17 protein-coding genes are annotated in these 22,076 nt (G+C 50.4%); 10 read left to right on the top strand and 7 right to left on the bottom strand.

The window, feature by feature from the left end; genetic code table 11:
• Positions 1 to 3: 3 nt before the first annotated feature.
• The 3 genes from CDA54_RS12465 to CDA54_RS12455 are packed head-to-tail and all read left to right on the top strand — an operon-like array spanning position 4 to position 3,261.
• Positions 4 to 723: a SapC family protein gene (locus CDA54_RS12465; protein WP_099035352.1), complete on the top strand. Its 720-nt coding sequence runs from the start codon at positions 4 to 6 to the stop codon at positions 721 to 723.
• Positions 724 to 734: 11 nt separating this feature from the next.
• Positions 735 to 1,745 carry a cupin-like domain-containing protein gene (locus CDA54_RS12460; RefSeq protein ID WP_099035351.1) on the top strand — a complete coding sequence of 337 codons (1,011 nt, stop codon included), beginning with the start codon at positions 735 to 737 and terminating at the stop codon, positions 1,743 to 1,745.
• Positions 1,746 to 1,776: 31 nt separating this feature from the next.
• On the top strand, positions 1,777 to 3,261 hold the full coding sequence (locus CDA54_RS12455; protein WP_099035350.1) for a tryptophan halogenase family protein: 1,485 nt from the start codon (positions 1,777 to 1,779) through the stop codon (positions 3,259 to 3,261).
• 448 nt (positions 3,262 to 3,709) lie between these two features.
• Here CDA54_RS12455 and CDA54_RS12445 read toward each other — a convergent pair whose 3' ends face one another.
• Genes CDA54_RS12445 through CDA54_RS12435 form a run of 3 tightly spaced genes read right to left on the bottom strand, consistent with a single transcriptional unit; the run spans position 3,710 to position 7,451 of the window.
• A complete protein-coding gene (locus tag CDA54_RS12445; RefSeq protein ID WP_099035348.1) occupies positions 3,710 to 4,711 on the bottom strand; it encodes a LacI family DNA-binding transcriptional regulator in 1,002 nt (333 codons plus the stop codon).
• A 34-nt stretch (positions 4,712 to 4,745) separates the two neighbouring features.
• A complete protein-coding gene (locus CDA54_RS12440) occupies positions 4,746 to 6,077 on the bottom strand; it encodes a glycoside-pentoside-hexuronide (GPH):cation symporter (RefSeq protein WP_099035347.1) in 1,332 nt (443 codons plus the stop codon).
• Positions 6,078 to 7,451, bottom strand: coding sequence for a GH1 family beta-glucosidase (locus CDA54_RS12435; RefSeq protein WP_099035401.1), 1,374 nt, complete (start codon positions 7,449 to 7,451; stop codon positions 6,078 to 6,080).
• A 213-nt stretch (positions 7,452 to 7,664) separates the two neighbouring features.
• Here CDA54_RS12435 and CDA54_RS12430 point away from each other — a divergent pair, with 213 nt between their 5' ends.
• Together CDA54_RS12430 and CDA54_RS12425 are read left to right on the top strand one after the other, a co-directional pair.
• On the top strand, positions 7,665 to 8,933 hold the full coding sequence (locus CDA54_RS12430) for a sugar MFS transporter (RefSeq protein ID WP_099035346.1): 1,269 nt from the start codon (positions 7,665 to 7,667) through the stop codon (positions 8,931 to 8,933).
• Positions 8,933 to 11,479 carry a glycoside hydrolase family 3 protein gene (locus CDA54_RS12425; protein ID WP_099035400.1) on the top strand — a complete coding sequence of 849 codons (2,547 nt, stop codon included), beginning with the start codon at positions 8,933 to 8,935 and terminating at the stop codon, positions 11,477 to 11,479. Before CDA54_RS12430 ends, CDA54_RS12425 begins: the two co-directional genes overlap by 1 nt.
• Positions 11,480 to 11,540: 61 nt before the next feature.
• Here the strand turns inward: CDA54_RS12425 and CDA54_RS12420 are convergent, their stop codons facing one another.
• Positions 11,541 to 12,470 (bottom strand): hypothetical protein, encoded by a 930-nt coding sequence (locus CDA54_RS12420; protein WP_229748150.1) that lies wholly within the window; start codon positions 12,468 to 12,470, stop codon positions 11,541 to 11,543.
• 13 nt (positions 12,471 to 12,483) lie between these two features.
• Positions 12,484 to 12,720: a VF530 family protein gene (locus CDA54_RS12415; protein ID WP_099035345.1), complete on the bottom strand. Its 237-nt coding sequence runs from the start codon at positions 12,718 to 12,720 to the stop codon at positions 12,484 to 12,486.
• Positions 12,721 to 13,015: 295 nt separating this feature from the next.
• Between CDA54_RS12415 and CDA54_RS12410 the strand changes: the two genes are divergently transcribed.
• On the top strand, positions 13,016 to 13,828 hold the full coding sequence (locus tag CDA54_RS12410; protein WP_099035344.1) for a polysaccharide deacetylase family protein: 813 nt from the start codon (positions 13,016 to 13,018) through the stop codon (positions 13,826 to 13,828).
• 3 nt (positions 13,829 to 13,831) lie between these two features.
• Complete coding sequence (locus CDA54_RS12405; RefSeq protein WP_099035343.1) at positions 13,832 to 14,380, top strand: aldehyde dehydrogenase family protein; 549 nt, start codon at positions 13,832 to 13,834, stop codon at positions 14,378 to 14,380.
• A gap of 197 nt (positions 14,381 to 14,577) precedes the next feature.
• Here the strand turns inward: CDA54_RS12405 and CDA54_RS12400 are convergent, their stop codons facing one another.
• Both CDA54_RS12400 and CDA54_RS12395 read right to left on the bottom strand, forming a co-directional pair.
• Positions 14,578 to 14,883, bottom strand: a complete 306-nt coding sequence (locus CDA54_RS12400; RefSeq protein ID WP_099035342.1) for an Mpo1-like protein — start codon at positions 14,881 to 14,883, stop codon at positions 14,578 to 14,580.
• Between the two features lie 3 nt (positions 14,884 to 14,886).
• On the bottom strand, positions 14,887 to 19,392 hold the full coding sequence (locus CDA54_RS12395; protein ID WP_180237207.1) for an EAL domain-containing protein: 4,506 nt from the start codon (positions 19,390 to 19,392) through the stop codon (positions 14,887 to 14,889).
• A 358-nt stretch (positions 19,393 to 19,750) separates the two neighbouring features.
• Here CDA54_RS12395 and aroQ point away from each other — a divergent pair, with 358 nt between their 5' ends.
• The 3 genes from aroQ to accC are packed head-to-tail and all read left to right on the top strand — an operon-like array spanning position 19,751 to position 22,035.
• Positions 19,751 to 20,197: a type II 3-dehydroquinate dehydratase gene (aroQ, locus tag CDA54_RS12390; protein ID WP_099035340.1), complete on the top strand. Its 447-nt coding sequence runs from the start codon at positions 19,751 to 19,753 to the stop codon at positions 20,195 to 20,197.
• A 21-nt stretch (positions 20,198 to 20,218) separates the two neighbouring features.
• Positions 20,219 to 20,671 (top strand): acetyl-CoA carboxylase biotin carboxyl carrier protein, encoded by a 453-nt coding sequence (gene accB / locus CDA54_RS12385; protein ID WP_099035339.1) that lies wholly within the window; start codon positions 20,219 to 20,221, stop codon positions 20,669 to 20,671.
• Between the two features lie 14 nt (positions 20,672 to 20,685).
• Entirely contained in the window at positions 20,686 to 22,035 is a 1,350-nt protein-coding gene (accC, locus tag CDA54_RS12380) for an acetyl-CoA carboxylase biotin carboxylase subunit (RefSeq protein WP_099035338.1), read from the top strand.
• The last annotated feature ends 41 nt before the right edge of the window (positions 22,036 to 22,076 follow it).

Here is a 22,076-nt window from a genome sequence, read left to right as displayed (position 1 = left end):
TCCATGAGCCAACACGTATTACTCAATAGTGAACAACATCGGAACATCCGTGTTCGTACCCAGCGCAGCGCCGAACTGGGTGATAATCTGATGTTTGCCGTCACCTTTGTCGAAGAACTGCGCACCATCCAGGCGCACTACCCTGTGTTTTTCCAGAAAGACCCACAAAGTGGTGAATTTCAGTGCGTTGCCCTGTTAGGCTTTGAGCAGGGTGAGAACCTGTTTCTGACTGACCAGGGCTGGGATGCCCCCCATATCCCCGTACTCATTGAGCGTCTGCCTTTCTTAATCGGTCTGCAGAACAAGGGGGGCGAACAGGAACGGATGGTGCATATTGATATGGACAATCCCAGAGTCAATGAAGAAGAAGGTGAGGCCCTGTTTAATCAGTTCGGCAGTCCCACCGAATACCTTCAGCGTATTTCGGCCCTGCTGGAAGCCACTCACCTGGGTTTGCAGGAAAACAAATCTTTTCTTGGCATGCTCAACGAGCTGACCCTGATTGAGTCATTCAGCCTGGATGTAGAGCTGAACAATGGCAGTCAGCATCAGTTGCTGGGTTTTTACACCATCAACGAGGATAAGCTGGCACAACTGTCGGGGGCTCAGTTACAGATGTTGCACGAAAAAGGCTATTTGCAGGCACTGTATATGATTCTGGCTTCCCATTCTCACCTCAAAAGCCTGATCGCCCGTAAAAATCAACGGCTTGAACAAGGCTGACAGGACCAGCAATGCGCCCGCTGAACAGCCTTACCATCAAATCAATGACAGAACTCGATGAGTTGCTAAGCTCATCAGAGCAGCCTGTGCATATCAAAGGGCTGTGTCAGCACTGGCCGGCGGTTACCGCTGGCAAAACCTCGGATCAGGCTCTTGTCAGCTATTTAGCACAGTTTGATCAGGGCCTGCCAGTGACAACCTATCGCTATCCGGCAGGGTCGACAGGACGGATCTTTTATAACGAAGCCCTGACTGGCTTTAACTTCGAAGCGCAACAACTGCCTTTTTCGGCGTTTGCCGAGCAGTTGCTTGGCTATAAAGACGATGCAAGTGGTGGGTTATATCTGGGGTCAACCTTATTGGATAAGTGGTTTAGCGGTTTTACTGATGCTAATTGCCTGGATGTGTCGACCCCTTATCAGCATATGACGCCGCTTGTAAGCCTGTGGATGGGTAACCCCAGTCGCGTTGCTGCACACTTTGATTTTCCTGATAATCTGGCCTGTTGTATTAGCGGGCGCCGTCATGTGACGCTTTTTCCTCCTGAGCAAATCGACAACCTTTACATTGGCCCACTGGATTTTAATCCGGGCGGCCAGCCTATCAGTATGGTTGATCTGAAAGCGCCTGATTATGCTCGTTTTCCGAAATTCAGGCTGGCACTCGAACAGGCGCTGACAGCCGAACTTGAGCCTGGTGATGGGTTATTTATTCCCAGTATGTGGTGGCATGCCATCGATGGCCGGGAACGGGTCAACACACTGGTCAACTATTGGTGGCGCAACACGCCAGCATACCTTGGTGCCCCCATAGATGTGCTGTTACATGCCATGATGAGCCTGAAGGAGCTACCGAAGCGCCAGCGTGAAGGCTGGAAACACCTGCTGGATCACTATGTGTTTAACCATGAGCAACAGGACAGCGAGCACCTCCCAAAACAGCGGTTGGGCCCGCACACTCCGATTGATGCCGGTGCGGCACAGCGACTCAGAACCATGCTGCTGAACAAATTCGGCCGCTAATTTATTGATACTGCTATAAGAGAGATTAACGTTGAACAGGGTAAAAAAAGTCATAATCGCAGGGGGTGGCACAGCCGGTTGGATGGCTGCTGCGGCCATCTCAAAACTATTGGGTAAGAACCTGGAAATATGCCTGGTGGAATCTGATCAGATCGCCACCGTCGGCGTTGGTGAAGCGACCATCCCTCCCCTGTTGACCCTGCATAAATTGCTGGAAATCAAAGAGCAGGATTTTATGGTGGCTACCCAGGCCACCTTTAAACTGGGAATCAGCTTCGAAAACTGGCGCGACGTCAATGAAGACTATATTCACTCTTTTGGCACCACAGGCCAGGATTGCTGGGCCGCAGGCTTCCAGCATTTCTGGCTGAAAGGAAAACAACAGGGCATTGCATCAGATTACGGCGACTACTGTCCTGAGCTGTTGGCCTCACTGGCTGGGAAATTTGCCGTGCAGCCCAAATTGGGACTGAACTATGCCTACCATTTTGATGCCGGACTCTATGCGCAGTTTCTGCGCAAAATGGCAGAAAAGCACGGTACCCGCCGGGTTGAAGGTAAGATCAGTGAAGTGCAGTGCTGCAATCAGACCGGCATGATCGACCGGCTGATACTTGAAAGCGGTGAACAGCTCGAAGGCGATCTCTTTATTGATTGCACCGGGTTCCGTGGGCTGCTGATCGAGCAAACCCTGCACACGGGCTATCTGGACTGGACCCATTGGCTGCCCTGCGATTCAGCGCTGGCGGTGCAGACCGAAAACACCCAACCACCCATCCCTTATACCCGTTCCATTGCCCGCGAATCAGGCTGGCAATGGCGCATCCCGCTGCAGCATCGTACCGGCAACGGTCTGGTCTACTGCAGCCGCTATATGAGCGATGAGCAGGCAGAGAAGACCCTGTTACAGAATCTCGAAGGTGAACCTATCACCGAGCCACGCCAGATTCGTTTCAGAACCGGCCAGCGCCGTTTGCACTGGAATAAAAACTGTGTGGCGCTGGGACTGGCCAGCGGTTTTATAGAGCCGCTGGAGTCCACCAGCATTCATCTTATTCAGCGGGGCCTTGTGCGCCTGATGCAGATGTTTCCTCACTCCGGCATTGTGCAGAGCGATATTGATGAATTTAACAGCCAGATGTTTTCCGAAGTGGAAAATATCCGCGACTTCATCATACTCCACTACCACGTCACCAATCGCCGTGACTCTGCCTTTTGGCGTCATTGTGCCGGCATGGATATTCCGGATTCTCTGGCCCACCGCATTGAGCTGTTCAGGGAAACCGGCAAAGTGTTTAAAGTGCCCAATGAATTGTTTGGTGAAAACTCCTGGACGCAAGTGATGTTAGGTCAGGGCATCATGCCACAACAATACCATCCCATTGTTGATCAGATGAGCGATGAGGAACTGGCGCATTTTCTCAACCAGATCCGCACTCAGTCGAAACGCATGGTGGAGCAATTACCCAGTCATCAGGATTTTTTGCGTCATTATTGCCCGGCGACCATGCCTTAATGACCGTCAGCTAAAGATATCTGACTATTGCAAATTGAGTTAAACGAGACATCGACTTCCCTGTCTTCAATGTCTCTCGTCCCTTCGAGCCAGTTACCTTTGTAAGGACACAAAGGTAACCTAAAAGTCCTTCGCTCAGGACAGCTTCTGATTCCGTTTCCAAAGCAGGCTTACTGAGCGCACCGGCCTTAGGTAACATCCATGTAAAACTGGCGGCCTCTGGAGAACGTCCCTGTTCGCCAGTGCGGTAAGCCTGCTTCTGCAACGGGAAGCTGTATTCGCGGTTACGGCGGGAAAGCGGCCTGCAAGGCATTGGGCAGGGATGCCCAATGCAAAGGTCACTGGCACACCAGGGGCGGTGTGTCATACCTGCAGGGAAAGCCAAACTATCTGATTTGCCAGAGTGTTTGATGAGGTATTAACTAGCACCCTGGGAGTCGAGACGGTTTTAAGCTAAACCCCTGACCGAGTCACGCATCACAACCGTTGGCTCGAACAGGTTCTGTACGGGTTTCTTGCTGTCCTGATAAATATGCTGACGCACCCAGTTAGCAGCCATTCGCCCCATTTCCCCTGAAGGAAAATCAATAGTAGTGAGATGGGGAAAGGTGTAGCGGGACATAATTACATTATCAAAGCCCATCACTGACAGATCACCCGGCACGTCCAGATTATTGTCACGGGCACAGTTCATTACCCCGCAGGCCATTTCATCGTTGGCGCATACCACCGCAGTAAAGGGTTCTGGCTGCTGCAACAATTGCAACATCGCCTTCACTCCGCCCTCTTCGTGGAAATCTCCTTCGATAAATAACGAATCCGGTACCACGCAATCAAACTCCTGAAGGGCGCGGCGATGTCCCGCAACCCGATCGCGCACGTCGGTCTTCCACATAGGTCCGGAAACATACGCCACCTTGCGATGGCCCATTTCCAGCAAGGTTTTAGTGGCCAGATAGCCCCCCAGTTGGTTATTCAGACAAATGCAGTTTTCCATCAGCCCCGGAATACTGCGGTTAATCACCACCACAGGCGTACCACTTTGATTCAATTCCAGCAGATATTGGTCAGACACGGCATCCACATGCAGAATCAGCGCGTCACATTTGCGGCTGATAAGAAACTCGATGGCATCCTTTTCACTGGCTTCATCACTGTGACCAGCAGCAACAATAACGTGCTTGCCCGCCGCACGCAGTTCTCCCTCTACGCCGCTCATCATTTCACCGAAAAAAGGCCCATATAATTCGGATACCAGCAGACCCACACTGTTGGTGCAATTGGAAGCCAGTGACTGAGCAATGGAGTTAGGCCGGTAATTCAGCTCTTTCATTGCCTCCAGTACTTTGGTCCGCTTCGCTTCGCTGACCCGCGTGTTTCCGTTCATTACCCGGGATACCGTCGCCAGTGACACCCCTGCCAATTCCGAGACCTGATATATGGTTGCCATGAATCCTTCAATACCCTGTTATTATTGTTCGTGTTTACGTGGCGGTCTTTTCCAGTTCGTTTCTGACCCGCACCACTTTAGCGTCGTTAAGTTTATAAAATTTCATCACTACAGCCACCAATACAAAAGTAATCGCCGGTAACAATGTGAATGAATGGAGAATCCCCTGTCGGGTCTGCTCAGATTGTACCTGATTTGGCTCGTAACCATAATAGGCCAGCAACCATCCAGCCACAGCCCCACCTAACGCTAATCCAAGTTTGATAAAAAACACGATGGACGAGTATGTCATGCCGGTAATCCGCAGCCCGGTGCGCCACTGACCATAATCGACAATGTCTGCCATTTTGGCCCAAAGCAACGGCGTGCCCATCTGCAACACAAAACACCAGGCAATATAGATGACAAATGCCAGTATCAACTGCTCTGAATCCACAAAGAATGCGGCCACGCAAAGTACCGCAGCGATCAGTTGAATGTAGATATACGCCTTCACTTTACATAGCCGTTTTGCGATGCCCTGGGCCATAGCACAACCGAGAATATTACCTATCATGCCCAGTGTGACAAAAAGGGTGATCAGGTCTTCCCGGCCAAGAAAATACTTCACATAATAAATCGCCAGGGTATTACGAATCACCATACCAAAGAGCACCAGGATCGCGGCAACACACAATACCCGCCACTGATCATTCTGCCACAGAGCCGCCATATCCTGTCTGAAAGACGACTTCTGCTGAGCAGGTGGAAAAATGCGCTCCTTGGTACCTGCAAAGCACAACCAGAAAAATATTACGCCAATGGCACTCATTGCAGCGATGGTAAGCTGATAACCGAGGGCCTTGTCTCCTTTGCCAAACCAGTCCACCAGCGGCAGGGTAAAGGCGGTCACCAATAAGCCCCCGAGCATACCGAACACAAATCGATAAGACTGCACCGAAACCCGTTCGCCAGGGTCGGCGGTCAGCACGCCCCCCAGAGCTGAGTACGGAATGTTAATGGCGGTATAGGCCAGCATCAGCAGGCCATACGTGACAAAGGCATAAATCACTTTGCCGTCGGCGGATAGATCCGGTGTGGTAAAGGCGAGTACACTTATCAACCCAAAAGGCACCGCCAGCCACAGCAAATAGGGTCGGAATTTACCATGCCGGCTGTTGGTACGATCATTAATAGCGCCCATTAGTGGGTCGGTCACGGCATCAAATATACGCACCACTAAAAATAAGGTACCGACAATGGCCGGGGAAATGCCGAACACATCCGTATAGAAGAATGACAGAAACAGCATTACCGACTGAAAGACAATATTGCTGGCCGTATCCCCAAGCCCATAGGCGACTTTTTCTTTTACCGACAAAGCCATTCAGCGTGCTCCCGCTTGTTGTTTACCTGCACCTTGCTCTGCCTTTTGCAGCAGAAAGTCCCTGTAGGCGTAGCCACTGGATTTGATAATACGCTGCTGGCTCTCATAGTCTACATAGACGATACCAAAGCGTTTCAGGTACCCTTCAGCCCATTCAAAATTGTCCATCAGGCTCCAGGCAAAGTAACCTCGCACGTCAACGCCCTGCATGGCCGCATCATCAACGGCCTGTAAATGACTTTGCAGATAGGCCAGACGTTCAGGATCATCCACTTTGCCATCCACCAGCTTGTCCACCATGGCCGCACCGTTTTCGGTGATATATACAGGTGGCAGAAGATAGCGTTGATGGTAATCCAGCAGCAGATCTGTCAACCCCTGAGGAAACACTTCCCACCCCATATCGGTTAATGGCTGCTGCTCATGCTCAAGTTTTTCAAACAGCTCCGAGGCCGATGCCTGATAGCGTTCACGGGTATAATAATTAATGCCAATATAGTCCAGCTTATGGCCAATTATGGCCATATCTCCGGGCATCACTGGTGGGTGTTCACTCCGGGGCAGCTTTTCCAGTACATCCGGATAACGTTGCTCTAACAGCGGCTGCAGATACCAATGATTGAAATACTCATCGGCCATGTTTGCCGCCTCAATATCTTCTGCTGAATCAGACTCCGGATAACAGGGGCTGAAATTCAATACGATGCCATTCAGCGCTTCGGGAGCATTTCGCTCCAGTACTTCCATGGCCAGACCATGGGCAAGCAGCAAATGGTGTGCAGCCTGTTTACCGTAGGCGCGACTCTTATGGCCTGGCGCATGAATACCAGCCTCATAACCCAGATAAGCGCTACAGAACGGCTCATTCAGCGTGGCATAGGAGTGCACTCTGTCACCGAAAGCCCGTGATACCCGATCCGCATAATCGCGGAATTTGTAGGCCGTCTCACGATTCAGCCATCCCCCCTGATCTTCCAGATACTGGGGTAAATCCCAGTGATACAGCGTAACAAAGGGCTTGATTGCATATTCGTTGAGGCGGTCCAGCAAGGCGATGTAAAAATCCAGTCCCTGCTGGTTCACACTTCCATCGGCATGTATAACCCTGGCCCAGGATACAGAAAAGCGATAGGCATCCACCCCCATGGAGCGGATCAATCTGAGGTCCTCCTCCCAGTGAGATACATGTTCACAGGCGGTTTTACCATCGGAACCATCCCGGATCTTGCCCGGCGTAGCACAAAATGTATCCCAGATCGTATCCAGCCTGGAATCTGCCGCTCCTTCAATCTGAAAAGAAGCGGTCGCCACACCAAAAATGAAGTCATTTTTAAGCAAAGGGGACGTTGCCGGTAATGTAATTGCCTTGTTAATCAATGTTCTGTCCTGTTTCACCTGTTTTCGATGGTCGTTAGCTGTTGCTGTTCAGCGCCTCAAATTCAAAAGGCAAATGTTGATAATTTGTTGCACAACGGATTTCATGATGCTACAAATGTAAGCGCTTTCACAAAGTGTAAACCTAATGTTAGTCAATGGTCAATGTGAAGATGACCGGCTGCAAAGACTGGCTTCAAAAAAGGCACCTGTATGACAACTTCAATACCACCTCAACAGCCATTGCGCAGTAATAGTCTGCCGATGGCAATGATTTCACTCACAGCATTGTTTTTTATGTGGGGATTTATCACCGCACTGAACGATATTCTGATCCCGCATCTGAAGAGTGTATTCAGTCTCAGTTATACCCAGGCGATGCTGGTGCAGTTTTGCTTTTTTATGGCCTATTTCCTGGTCTCTGTACCAGCGGGGCGTATCGTCGATAAGATAGGCTTCCAGAAAGGCATTGGTCTGGGCCTGCTTACTGCGGCGGCCGGTTGTCTGCTGTTTATCCCCTCGGCGTTGTACACCACTTACTGGATGTTTCTGGGGGCGCTGTTTATTCTGGCTGCCGGCGTAACTATTTTGCAGGTAGCCGCTAATCCACTGGTGACCCTGCTGGGCGATCCGGATACCGCCGAGTCCAGACTGACCATGACTCAGGCTTTTAACTCTTTAGGTACCACGGTGGCGCCGGTGATCGGTGGCATACTGATATTTTCCCATGCAGAAGGCAGCGTTCAGTCTGCCGATTCGGTGATCGTACCCTATATCGGTCTGGCCCTTGTTCTTATCGGACTGGCCGCTTTTCTGGTCAGAATGCGTCTGCCTGAAACCGGTAACCATGTACCCAGTGCCGCCGACCTGCTCGACTCTAAAGCTAAAGCCCCCCTTAAAAACTACCCACACCTGATCCTCGGAGCTCTGGGAATCTTCCTTTATGTCGGGGCCGAAGTATCTATTGGTAGTTTTCTGGTTAACTACCTCGGCGAAGACAGTGTGATGGGCATGAGTGAAGGCCAGGCATCCAAATATATTGCCTATTACTGGGGTGGTGCCATGGTAGGCCGTTTTATTGGCGCAATACTGATGCAAAAAATCACGCCGGGGAAATTGTTGGGCTTCAACAGCGCGGCCTCGATAGCCTTGCTGCTGGTGAGTATTTTCAGCTCAGGGCAACTGGCAATGTGGAGTGTGTTGTTGGTGGGATTGTGTAACTCCATCATGTTTCCCACCATATTCAGCCTCGCCTTAAAAGGTCTGGGCAAAGACACCAGCCGCGGTTCCGGCCTGCTTTGTCTGGCCATAGTAGGTGGTGCCATTGTGCCGCTGTTACAGGGCATACTGGCTGATAGTATTGGTCTGCAACTGTCCTTCTTACTGCCAATGCTGTGTTATCTGTATATCGGCTTCTATGGTCTGGCGGGGGCGGCAATCCGCGCCAGGAAGGCAAACGAAACCATTCAGGAGGGGATATGATGCGACTTAAATATACTACATCAGTCCTTTTGGGCGCATTGAGTCTGGGCGGTATTGCAGCCTGCAGCGGGCCTGCAGACATTGACCAGACGCCACTGGCAAACCAAAAAGTTGTACCGGATTACTGGCCTCATATTGAGTCAGAGGTCAAACAGAGTAAGGACACCGAAACTCAGGTCAAGAAACTTCTTGCAGGTATGACGCTGGAACAGAAAGTCGCACAGCTGATACAGCCGGAAATTCGTGATATCAGCGTTGCCGACATGCGTCGCTATGGATTTGGCTCGTATCTGAACGGGGGCGGCGCTTTTCCTGACAACAACAAACATGCCTCTGTACAGGATTGGATCGACCTGGCCGAAGCGCTCTATCAGGCCTCCGTGGATGATTCACTAGATGGCAGCACGATCCCCACCATGTGGGGAACCGATGCGGTGCACGGGCATAACAATGTGATTGGCGCTACGTTATTTCCGCACAATATTGGTCTGGGCGCTGCCAATAACCCTCAGCTGATAGAAAAAATTGCCGATGCTACCGCTAAAGAAGTCGCTGCCACAGGTATTGACTGGATATTTGCACCCACTGTGGCGGTAACCCGCGATGATCGATGGGGGCGCACCTACGAAGCCTACTCCGAAGACCCTGAAATTGTGCGCGATTACGCCTATGCCATCGTTAAAGGTCTGCAAGGCCGTGACGATAATTTCCTTTCTCAACATAAGGTGCTCAGCACAGTAAAACACTTCGTCGGGGATGGCGGTACACAAGGTGGTGATGATCAGGGCAACAACCTGGCCAGTGAACAGGAACTCTATGAGATCCACGCTCAGGGCTATGTGGGCGGCCTGAGAGCCGGAGCTCAGTCGGTGATGGCTTCCTTTAACAGCTGGCATGGCAAGAAATTACATGGTAGTGAGTACCTGCTTACGAAAGTGCTGAAAGAACGTATGGGCTTTGATGGGTTTGTGGTTGGCGACTGGAATGGCCATGGCCAAATCTCAGGTTGTAGCAATGACAACTGCCCGGCGGCGATTAATGCCGGCCTGGATGTATTTATGGTGCCAACCAATGCGTGGAAACCTCTGCTTGAAAATACGGTTAATCAGGTCAGAGAAGGGGTTATTCCCTTATCACGCCTGAATGATGCCGTCAGCCGGGTCTTACGTGTAAAACTCAGAGCCGGACTTTTCAACAAACCCTCACCGGCCAACCGTCCACTGGCTGGTGACAGCACACTGATCGGACACCCTGAACATCGCCAGATTGCCCGCCAGGCTGTGCGGGCATCACTGGTGTTACTGAAAAATAAAGGCCAGTTATTACCCCTTGATCCCAATCAGCACATTCTTGTTGCAGGTGATGGCGCCGACAATATTGGTAAGCAGTCTGGTGGCTGGACGATTACCTGGCAGGGTACGGGCAATAAAAATACTGACTTTCCCGGAGGTACCTCCATCTATGGCGGGATCTCTGAGGCTGTAAACGCCGCCGGCGGTAAAGCAGAACTGTCAGTAGATGGCAGTTTCAGTCAGACACCGGATGTTGCCATCGTCGTATTTGGTGAAGAGCCGTACGCCGAAGGAAATGGCGATTTGGCTAATCTCGAATACCAACGCGGCAATAAACGGGATTTAGCGCTACTGCGCAAACTGAAACAACAAAATATCCCGGTCGTATCCGTATTTTTAAGTGGTCGGCCGATGTGGGTTAACCCTGAGCTGAATGCCTCTGACGCATTTGTAGCAGCCTGGCTGCCCGGCTCAGAAGGTCAGGGCGTGGCGGATGTATTACTCGCCGATAATGAGGGAAATATCCGATATGATTTTAACGGCAAACTGTCTTTCTCCTGGCCGGCAACGCCGGAGCAAGCCACCGTTAATATCGGCGATGATGACTACCAGCCCTTACTGCCCTATGGCTTTGGACTGCGTTATGGTGAAAAAAATATACTCAGTGACACACTGGATGAAAGTGTCGATGCCGATAGCTCCGAATTAGAACCTTTAGCGCTGCTTGAGAATGCGATCCGTGCGCCATGGTCTATGAGTATTGGCACCGCACAAAATCAGACCGCGGTCACCAGTGCCGTAATGACCGCTGGCCCGGTAAAAATGCGCACCATGGACAGATTTGTACAGGAAGATGCCCGAAGTATAATTTTTGATGGCTCAGCGTCAGGGCAGGTGAGAATTGGTGCGCCCTTCCCACAGGACCTGCGCAGCTATCTTGAGCGCAGTGGCGCACTGAGTATGGATATACTGGTGCAGAATAAACCAACTAAAGCCGTAATACTCGGGATGGATTGCGGCCCGGATTGTGGTGCCGGAGTGGATATAACTGAGCAGTTACAATCCATGCCTGCAGACAAATGGCAGACACTCAGTATCGGACTGGCCTGCTTTCGTGATGCGCAAGAACTGGCCGGAGTATTCAGTCCATTTATTCTGACCAGCAAGGGTACGGCAAGCCTGAGCTTATCGAAGATCTCTATCCGACCTGATGTCGAAAGTCCCTCAATTAAGTGTGGCAACCCGGGACCCTGAATACCTACCAGCTGACCTCCTGGCGCACAAGCCGGAAGGTCAGCAAATTCAGCTAAGAGACTCAGGCCTTGGGTAGCAATCTTGCCATTATTGCAATGGTGATAACAGAGAACGCCAGCCTTGCCCAGAGTATTGCCGACAAATGGGCGCCGAGCAGCATCACCAGTAACGTGTCTTCAATCAGGCTATGGCAGAGGCCAAGAAAACTCACCGTTAACAACACATCCCGTTTATTCAGCTTGCCCTTACCCACTTCATTCAGCAGAATGCCAGCGCCAAAGCTCAGCCCCATGGTGATGCCGATAATAGTGATATTGGCTGCGTCGCGGCCTATTCCCAAAAGCCGCAGCAATGGGAACAACGCCCAGTGCAATAGCTTTTCAACCCCCAGTTTTCTGAGCAGCCAGAGCAGGCTGACAAGGGCGAATATGATAAAGAAAATCGCCCCAATGGTAAGTAATTGATCTTTAGCCCAGGCAAACAGCGAACCGTCAGTCTCGGGCGCCTGCCAGGCCAGCTGGTTGGGCTGTTGCAGCCAGCCAAAATGCTGATAACACAGGTGCACCAATGCGCCGAGGATCAGCGCACCACCGATACGTAACAGCAAAGTAAACCACCAGGGCACACCGGCTTTTTTCGCCACTGCCCCTTCAAAGGGCAGCGCATGCGCAATCAGCATCAGGGTGCCCAGCACACTGACCTGCGCCACAGTCATACTCTGCTGCTCGGCCAGTGACAAAAATACCACCATACCGGTATAAATATTGGTCAGCAGAGTGGTAGCCCACACCAGCCCGGCAGATTCAGGCAGGCCAATCAACGCCATTACCGGTCCCAGCAGGGTCGCCAAAAATGCGGTCGCCCCAAGCATTTCAAGCACCTTAACGATGATCAGTGTGGGCACCAAAATCTTTAGTAACGTCAGATAAATACTAAAGCTTTCCCTGATGAGTTGGGCACCGGTTCCTCTCATATCCCTGATCTTTTTCATCGTCACGGCTTGCTCAGGATCCCTGCCCCCATACATTGAATACATTCAGGTAAAGGCGCTCTACTTTCTCTCTCGCCCAGGGTGTGCGGCGCAGGAATTTCAGGCTGGATTTCACCGAAGGGTCGTGGCTGAAGCAACGGATATTGACCACCCTCGCCATTTCTTCCCAGCCGAGTTTTTGCTCCAGCCTCACAATCATCTGCTCCAGAGTTATCCCATGCAAAGGGTTATTCACCTGAGTTCCGGGCATAAATAAAATGGTGTCCGCACTAATAAACTGAACGGTCGATCATACCAAAGAGTCACGCTGCAAGGGGATCAAATTATTGCCGTCTTTTTCAGACGCCCTGCAAACACAGTGTGTTACTGATAGTGACCCATTCACTAAGCTCTGAGAATAGTGCCAATTCACCTCTGTTGGGAAGTTCATAAAACGCTCTGTAAGCGCTTTCTAATTTTAAGTGGCAGGAATAGAATATTTGTAGAGACACACCGAAGTCACTTTAATGATTCATTTATCTGTAGAACAACCGGGAAGCTAATCCATGACAAAAATAAACCGAATCAGGTCTGCAACAATGGGATTTGCTCTGCTGTTAGCGCTGTTTTTCGTTTCCTCAGTAAACGCAGATTTCAGCTGGCCAGATGGCACTCTGGCAGCGGTCAGTCTGGCTTATGATGATGCTCTGGAGAGTCAGTTGGATAATGCCCTGCCCGTTCTGAACCGCTACAACTTTCACGCCACCTTTTATCTGACACTGAGTTCCCCAACCCTTACCGGTCGTTTAGATGAATGGCGCCTTGCTGCCAGACAAGGCCATGAAATGGGAAATCACAGTATAAACCATCCCTGCAGAGCCTCATTACCGGGTCGTGACTGGGTTACACCACATAATGACCTGGATAACTGGACTGTGGCCGCGATCACGCAGGAGATTAACAACGCCAATAGTTATCTGTTTGCCATCGACGGTGAAACGCAGCGCACCTTTACCCCTCCCTGCGGCGATACACAAGCAAAGGATGGTGAGTATCTGGCCCGTGTGGCACCACTATTTGCGGCGATCAGAAGACCTGGCGAGCCAGTGGGTGAGATACAACAACTCAATCTTCACCACATTCCCACCTGGTTTCCGGTCAATCCGTCACTGCAGGAGCTCACCGACTACGTCAGCCAATCTGCCAGACATGGCACACTGGCCAGTATCACCTTTCACGGCGTAGGAGGCGATTACCTGGCTGTCTCTGCGGAGGTACATGAACAGTTTCTGGCCTGGCTAAATGCCCGCCGCGACCAATATTGGGTAGACAGCCTGATTAACCTCAGCCGGTATATTGAAAAACAACAAACACACTAACCTGTGTTGCTATCAACAGCGGTTCACGGCCGCATTATTAATGACAGTCATTTTCAGCGCTTGCAGGGCTATCTGTCGGACACGCACCTGACCTTCGGCGGCCAGACTAACCAGGCAGAGCGCTATATCGCCCCGACTCTGTTATTGGATCCGCCACTTAGCAGTAAGGTGATGCAGGAAGAAATATTCGGACCTATATTGCCGGTGATTACGGTGGAAAACATTGAAGACACCCTGACTTTTATCAACTGCCGCCCCAAACCTCTGGCATTGTATCTGTATACCCGCTCCACTGACCTCGAACAACAGATTCTCAGCCAGACCAGCGCGGGCAGTGTATGCGTTAATGACGGAATGATGTTTATGACTAATCCGGCATTGCCCTTTGGTGGCGTGGGCAGCAGTGGTATGGGTAACTATCACGGGCAATGGGGATTTGACACCTTCAGCCATATCAAATCGGTAATGAAACGCAGCAACTGGTTTGATATAAATTGGCGCTACCCTCCCTTTAGTCTTGCCAAACTAAAAAAGCTCAAATGGATCAGCTAATACGAAATGGTAAAAACATGAACACAATTCAACCCTTTCATCTGGCCATACCGGTGACCGATCTTAATCACGCAGAAGCTTTTTAAGGACATGGGTCAGTTATTTGCCCGCTAAATCGCTGTGCTTAATCCTCTTCACCTTTGACAAGCAGTGTTGCTGCCATTAAGAGTCCGCCACAGCATGTTTACTACCTCGGGTTAAAACTTTATGCGTCCGGTAAGCATGTCTCTGAACATGACCCAATCACCCAGTAAGCTGTACCAGGGATGCTTAAAGGTGGCAGGCCGGTTCTTTTCAAAGAAAAAATGGCCGGTCCAGGCAAAGCCATAGCCGACTAATGGCATCAGCAACAACCACCAGGCATTCTGGCTGAAAAGGCTCCAGAAAATGACCAACAGAACCAGAACAGAACCGACAAAATGCAGACGCCGGCATGTCCTGTTACGGTGCTCTTTGAGGTAATAGGGATAAAATTCACCAAAGCTCTGATATGCCGGGGGCATTTGCTATTCCTCCTGTGACTTTGCTGACAAAGGCAGCATTTTACGCCAGTCTCTGCCCAGCATAGCAGGTATTTCACTGGCCGGCTGGGGTCGCGAAAACAGGAATCCCTGCAGTAACTTGCAACCCTGCTGCTTAAAAAAAGCAACCTGTTCAGGCGTTTCAATACCCTCAGCTACACAGTTCATATTTAAGCTTTCAGCCATCAGCAATGTGGTCTTAATTATGGCTTCGTCATTGTGATCGACACCAATGTCCCGCACAAAGCTTTGATCAATTTTGATCGTCTGGATAGGGAAGTCTTTCAGGTATTTCAGTGAAGAATACCCTGTACCAAAATCATCCAGAGAGAAGCGCAATCCCGCATTGTGCAACTTTTGCATACAACTTCTGGACTTGTCATAGTCCTTCATCAGCACCCCTTCTGTTATTTCAAACCTGATCGCAGATACAGGCAACCCGAAGCAGTTCAGTCTGGAGACCACTTCTTCGGGGCGTAGTCCGGCCTCAAAATGCCTGGCTGAGAGATTAATCGCAAGATATGGCTTCGTGCCAGTGGCATGCCAGTGAGAAAGTGCCAGCATTCCCCGGTCCATTGCCTGCCAGGTCATAGGTACAATCAGGCCAAGCTCTTCGGCAAGTGGAATAAATTCACCGGGTGAAATCATTTCCCCATCACAACGCCAGCGCAACAACAGCTCAAAGCCCACAGTCTGACCGGACTCAATATCCACGATAGGCTGATAATGATTTTCAAACTCCCCTTTTTTGAAGGCGGCCTTAAGCCGATTCTCCATCAGTAAACGGTTATGCACCTGCTGATTCATCTGAAGGGTAAAATATTGATGTCGGTTGCGGCCATTCGCTTTAGCCTGATACATGGCAATATCCGCAGACTTCAGCAAATCAGAGGGAGCCTTCGCATCATCGGGATATAATGCAATACCGACGCTTGCCGAAACGCTAACCTTATGGTTACCAATGGCGATGGGTTGATCGATTTCTGCAATAATTTTACGTGCCAGACCAGCGAGACGTGACTTGTCCTGAATATCCTCAATCACCACCACAAACTCATCGCCACCAAGGCGCCCAACGGTATCATCCAGACGTAAACTGTCTTTAAGGCGAGCAGCGATTTCAAGCAATAGTTGATCACCGGCTTCATGGCCCAGTGAGTCATTAACCTGCTTGAACTTGTCGAGATCAATAAACAGCACGGCCAGTTTCTGCCTGGCACGTCTGGCATGATCGATTCCATGCTGGATACGGTCCAACAGAAGATTACGATTAGGCAGCCCGGTGAGACTGTCATAATTGGCCATCAACCGCAGTTCTTCCTGGGCGCTTTTCTGTTCGCTGATATCTGTCATCACAACAATGTAGTGGCTAATCTCATCATAAGACTCCGCCGAAACCGCATTGATGCTGACCATCAGGTTGTGCAGCCTGTTATCCTGCCCTTCAATGTCTAATTCGCCGCGCCAGTGCTGGCCCGCTTCCAGCGTTCCCATTACGCGGCGATAAAACAGACGCTGCTCGTTACTGATAAAACTTTGTAACTGTAGCCCGATATCGGCTTCAGAATCTATGCCCAGCGCTTCACAGAAAGCCTGATTGGCGGCAATGGGTAATCGCTCACTATTGAAGATGAGTACCCAGTCCCGGGTATGACGGAAAGCCTCTCCGAACAAGCGTAACTTTTCTTCATTTACACGGGTATGCGTCACGTCTGTGCAGGTTCCGCTGATGCGGGATATCCCCTCATCCTTATCCCACTCTACTACGCGCCCAAGATCCCGGTACCAGTGCCACTGGCCGATTTCATCACGAATTCGATAACTAAGATCAAAATGATCCGCCTCTCCCTGAATAAAACGACTCCAGTTCTGCTCAAACGCCGCTTTATCGTGGGGATGCAGCAACTCAATATAGTGCTCAATGGTAATACTGTCTGTATCTGTGTATCCAAGCTGTTTAAGTCGCGGTTGATACATCAGGCCCGTATTACTCTGCCAGTCCCATACGCCACTGTTACTGCCCGACAACGCGAGCTGAAGTTGCTCCTCGCGCATTTGCAGAGCCTGATGAGCAACAGTTAATTCGCGGGCCTGCAGATTCTTGCGACGCCACCACCAGCTCATTAGCACCAGAACAATCAGAGCATAAAAAGCATAGGCCAGAGGTGACCCCCATGGTGGGTATCTGACCCGGATAGACAAGCTTGCCGCGGGTCCCATTTCACCGGTTCGGGGATCGATAGCACTGACCTTAAACTGGTGATCACCACTTCTGAGTTTAGGAATTAATACCTGTGCATTGCGGGTAGGCGGATAATCAATATTGTCTTTCCCCGTAATACTGTACTGGTAGAGCGTCTGTTCCAGATTGCCATAATTCAGGGTAGAGAAGCTGACTTTCAGGCCAACATCATCATGTTCCAGGGTGAGTTCACGACCGCTCAGATCTGAGAGCGGCATATCCAGTGGTGCAGATAGCAAATCCAGTTCCGTGATGAGTGATGCCGGCGCTGTTTCCTTTGTATCTGTATAGCTTTGCGGATCAAACAGCGTTACCCCTTTCATAGAACCATAGGCCAGCCGGCCGTCCGCCAGATGCGTATAAGCTCCGGCATTAAATTCATTGGTCGCCAGTCCATCCATGTGGGTAAAATGCCGGATATGTTGCGTTTTGGTGTTCAGCCTCATCAGGCCACCATGGGAACTCATCCACAGGTTCCCCTCGCTATCCAGTTGCAGTCCATAAACGGCGTCTGATGAAAGCTTGTCCTGTTTCCTGTAGAGAAATTTCTGTTCCAGTGTCCCGGCATCCAGACCAAAAAGACCGTAACCTGAGTAGGCTATCCAAAGTACACCGTACTCATCCAACACCACAGATTCCGGCCCCTGATAAGCGCTGAGCTGCCCTTCTCTGAGTGCGTGTAATTTCGTCAGGTCGCCACTATCAGAATCAAAACTCCACAAACTCCCTGTCATAGAAATCAATAACTTGTTCGGCTGTCCCGGGTAAGTGCCAATAAAACCATGAGCCCATGCCGGATCCAGCATTCCATTCAGCGCTTCAATTCTTATCAGTTCATCTGATTCGGGGCGATAGCGATAAAACCCATCCTGAGTCACAAACCAAAGATCTCCGTGCTCATCCATCGTAGTACCCCAGGGATAGTCGGGTAACTTATCATCCAGCGGACTTTCTACCACAAGGCCTTGTTCAGGATCGAAGAGTCGCAGAGAAGAACGGGCATTGACCCAAAGCTTGCCGTCACCGGCAGGAAATATTTCTGTCGCGCCATATTCCCACTGCCCTGCCGGCTGCTGTTCGAGATTAAACGCAAAGGAGTGCATTTCCTGTGTGCTGGGATCGTATCGATTCAGACCATCTTCGGAGCCAATCCATAACATTCCCTGAGCATCCTGGTGCAGGCTCCAGATATTGTCATGATTAATCCCCTGACCATATCGGTTGTTTTTATGCAAATTAGTGAAATATGCAGAGTCGGGAGACCAGCGAAATACTCCATCTGATTTTGTCGCCATCCACAGATTACTCTGATGATCCTTCAGAATCTTTAAGATACTGTCATCTGAGATATGAAACAGGCCGTCGCTTAACCGCAACACAAACTGCAGGTTTTGCTCTGCGTCCAGCCGATAAAGGCCCTGGTTAGTCCCCAGCAGAAAATCATCACCATCAGGCAGAATATGCCAGATATTCAGCCCGTCTACGATCAGCTCAGCAACGGGATCGTTGTCTCCTTTTAAAAGTGCATCAACCTGATGGCGCTGAAAGCGAAATAGCCCAGCCACTGTGCCCACCCATAGCTGGCCCTGCTTATCTATATGCAGTTGCTTCACGTTGCGGCTGTGTTGCCCCAGATTGTTATTCGCCAGCTGGAGATCACGCACATCGCCGGTTTCAATGTCGAGTAGTCTGAGACCCGTCGACGTACCAATAAACAGATGCCCATTAACATACTCCATTGCCCTGATCATTTCGTGAGCAGCCCTTTCCTCTTCGCTCAATGAGTAGCGGACCTCATATTCGCCCGTGCTGACATCGAAATACACCACATCCTCAAGCAATCCCAGCCACAAGTTATCCTTCTCGTCTTCGATTATGACATCCACTTGCTGTGGTAAATCCGGGTCACTACGGAAGTAATGCACCAGAACCTGTTCCAGTTCCCCCCTTTCCGGGTTCAGACGATAGAGACCATGACTCTCAGTACCAACGAGTATCTCACCGCGACTGTCATAATAAAGGCTATAGATAATCTTATCGGCAAGTTCGCGGCCTTCCCCCTGATAGTTCAGGACACGGTAACCGTCATAGCGACTCAGCCCACCTTCGGTGGCAAGCCATAAGAACCCCTGACGATCCTGCAACAGGCTATAAACACTCCCCTGAGTCAGCCCTTCCTCCGTAGCGACCCGCTGCAGATTGGGATTTTCCACCAGTGGCAACGGTGCCGAACTTAGCGACCAGGACACTAACAGGCCTAAAAATAGGAACAGAATTTTAACGGGACGGGTCAACACGACAACGACAACACCTTGGGCTGGACGGGCGAGCTTGAAGAAGTGTGCTTAGTTTAACATCGTTACATTATGTAACAAATCATTAGCATTGAAAAAGTACATAGCCGGTCAGATACGCCAGACAGTTAAAAATGGAAACTTTGAGTCAAACGTCGCTGATAAGACCAGTATTTTACTGAGAATCCTGCATTAATCTCTATAATGTCTTATTAATATAAAAGATCGATTGTTTTTTGCTCAGTCGAACATGAATTTATTCGCAATCTGACTAAAAATAGTCAAACATAGACTTTTAACAACAATTGGACGCATTTTCGTGAACTTTTTATTATTGAATGGTCCCAACCTCAACCTGCTTGGTAAACGGGAGCCGCATATTTATGGCAACCAGAGTCTGGATGAGATCGTTCAAGCACTGAAAAAACAGGCCAGAAAAGCAGGCGTCAAACTCGAGCATCTGCAATCTAACGCGGAGTATGAGCTGATTGATGCCATTCATGGGGCCATGGAAAATTGCGATTTTATTATTATTAATCCGGGTGCCTTTACCCATACCAGCGTCGCTTTGCGTGATGCGTTGCTGGGCGCAGATCTGCCTTTTATTGAGGTGCACCTGTCCAATGTGCACGCCAGGGAGGCATTCCGTCAGCATTCTTTTCTGAGCGATATTGCCAAAGGCGTGATCTGCGGGTTCGGGGCTCAGGGCTATGAATTTGCATTACAGGCAGCAATAACACACTGCCACAACGACAGTTAAATAAAACAAGAGAGATTAACCATGGATATTCGAAAAATAAAGAAGCTGATTGAGTTGGTTGAAGAGTCCGGTGTGGCTGAGCTCGAAATTACCGAAGGTGAAGAGTCCGTACGCATCCACAGAGGCAGCTCCGCGCCCGCAGTACATTATGCTCAACCCTACCCTGCACAGGCTCCGGTTCAACAGCCCCCCCCTGCACCAGCTGCAGAAACCGCACCGGCAGCACCAGAAGAGCCTGCAGGGCATGTTGTTCGTTCGCCCATGGTTGGCACGTTCTACAGGGCATCCTCTCCGGGCTCCAAGAATTTTGTTGAAGTGGGCTCCAGCGTCAAGGTTGGCGATACCTTGTGTATCGTTGAAGCGATGAAGATGATGAACCAGATCGAGGCAGATAAAGCCGGTGTCGTGAAACAGATCCTGGTAGAGAATCAGGAGCCGGTTGAATTTGATCAGCCCCTTTTCGTAATCGAATAAGCAGGCGAATGGATATGTTGGATAAAGTACTGATAGCCAATCGTGGCGAAATAGCGCTACGGGTATTGCGCGCCTGCAAGGAGCTGGGAATCAAAACGGTAGCAGTACACTCTACTGTTGACCGTAATCTCAAGCATGTCCTGCTGGCGGATGAATCAATCTGCATAGGAGGCCCCTCCGCGACTCAGAGCTACCTGAATATACCAGCCATTATTGCTGCCGCTGAGGTCAGCAACGCTATTGCCATCCATCCTGGCTACGGCTTTTTATCTGAAAATGCCGACTTTGCCGAACAGGTGGAAAAAAGTGGCTTTGTATTTGTAGGCCCTAAAGCGGATACCATCCGCCTTATGGGAGATAAGGTTTCCGCCATCAATGCGATGAAAAAAGCGGGAGTACCATGCGTCCCCGGTTCTGACGGCCCGGTGGCTGAAGATGAAGCGAAAAACAAGGCCATTGCCAAACGTATCGGTTACCCGATTATCGTCAAAGCGGCTGGCGGCGGCGGTGGTCGTGGCATGCGAGTGGTGCGTAGTGAAGCCGATCTACAACAGGCCATCGCCATGACCAAAAACGAAGCCGGCGCTGCATTCGGTAATGACATGGTCTATATGGAAAAATTCCTGGAGAATCCCCGCCATGTGGAGATTCAGGTACTGGCTGATGGTCAGGGCAATGCCATTCACTTAGGTGAGCGTGACTGCTCGATGCAACGTCGTCACCAGAAAGTCGTGGAAGAGGCCCCGGCGCCGGGTATCACCGCGGAAATGCGTGAAAAGATTGGTGATCGTTGTCGCCGCGCCTGTATCGAAATCGGCTACCGTGGCGCCGGTACCTTTGAGTTCCTGTATGAAAACGGCGAGTTCTATTTTATAGAAATGAATACCCGTATTCAGGTTGAACACCCCGTATCAGAAATGATCACCGGTGTGGATCTTATCAAGGAGCAGTTACGCATCGCCGCAGGGCAGCCCCTGGCCATTGAGCAATCGCAAATTCAGGTACGCGGCCATGCCATAGAGTGTCGTATTAATGCCGAAGATCCAGAACGTTTTCTGCCCTCTCCGGGCAAGATTGATATGTTCCATTCTCCCGGTGGCCTTGGCGTTCGATGGGATTCTCATATTTATGCCGGTTATACCGTACCGGCCAACTATGATTCCATGATTGGCAAGCTGATCACCTATGGTGAAAGTCGTGATGTGGCCATCGCCAGAATGCGCCATGCACTGGACGAGCTGGTGGTAGAGGGGATCAAAACCAATATTCCTCTGCAAAAACGTATAATGGCCGATGAAAACTTCAGAAATGGCGGTACCAACATCCATTATCTTGAGAAAAAGCTAGGCATTCAGAAAGACTGACCTTAGCTTCAATATCAACAAAGCCAGACAGGAAGATTGTC

Origin of the sequence: Lacimicrobium alkaliphilum, from assembly GCF_002591895.1 — a bacterium.
Classification (GTDB): Bacteria; Pseudomonadota; Gammaproteobacteria; order Enterobacterales; family Alteromonadaceae; genus Lacimicrobium; species Lacimicrobium alkaliphilum.
Note: the sequence above shows the minus strand (reverse complement) of the source record. Positions and strands in the feature narration are given on the sequence as shown.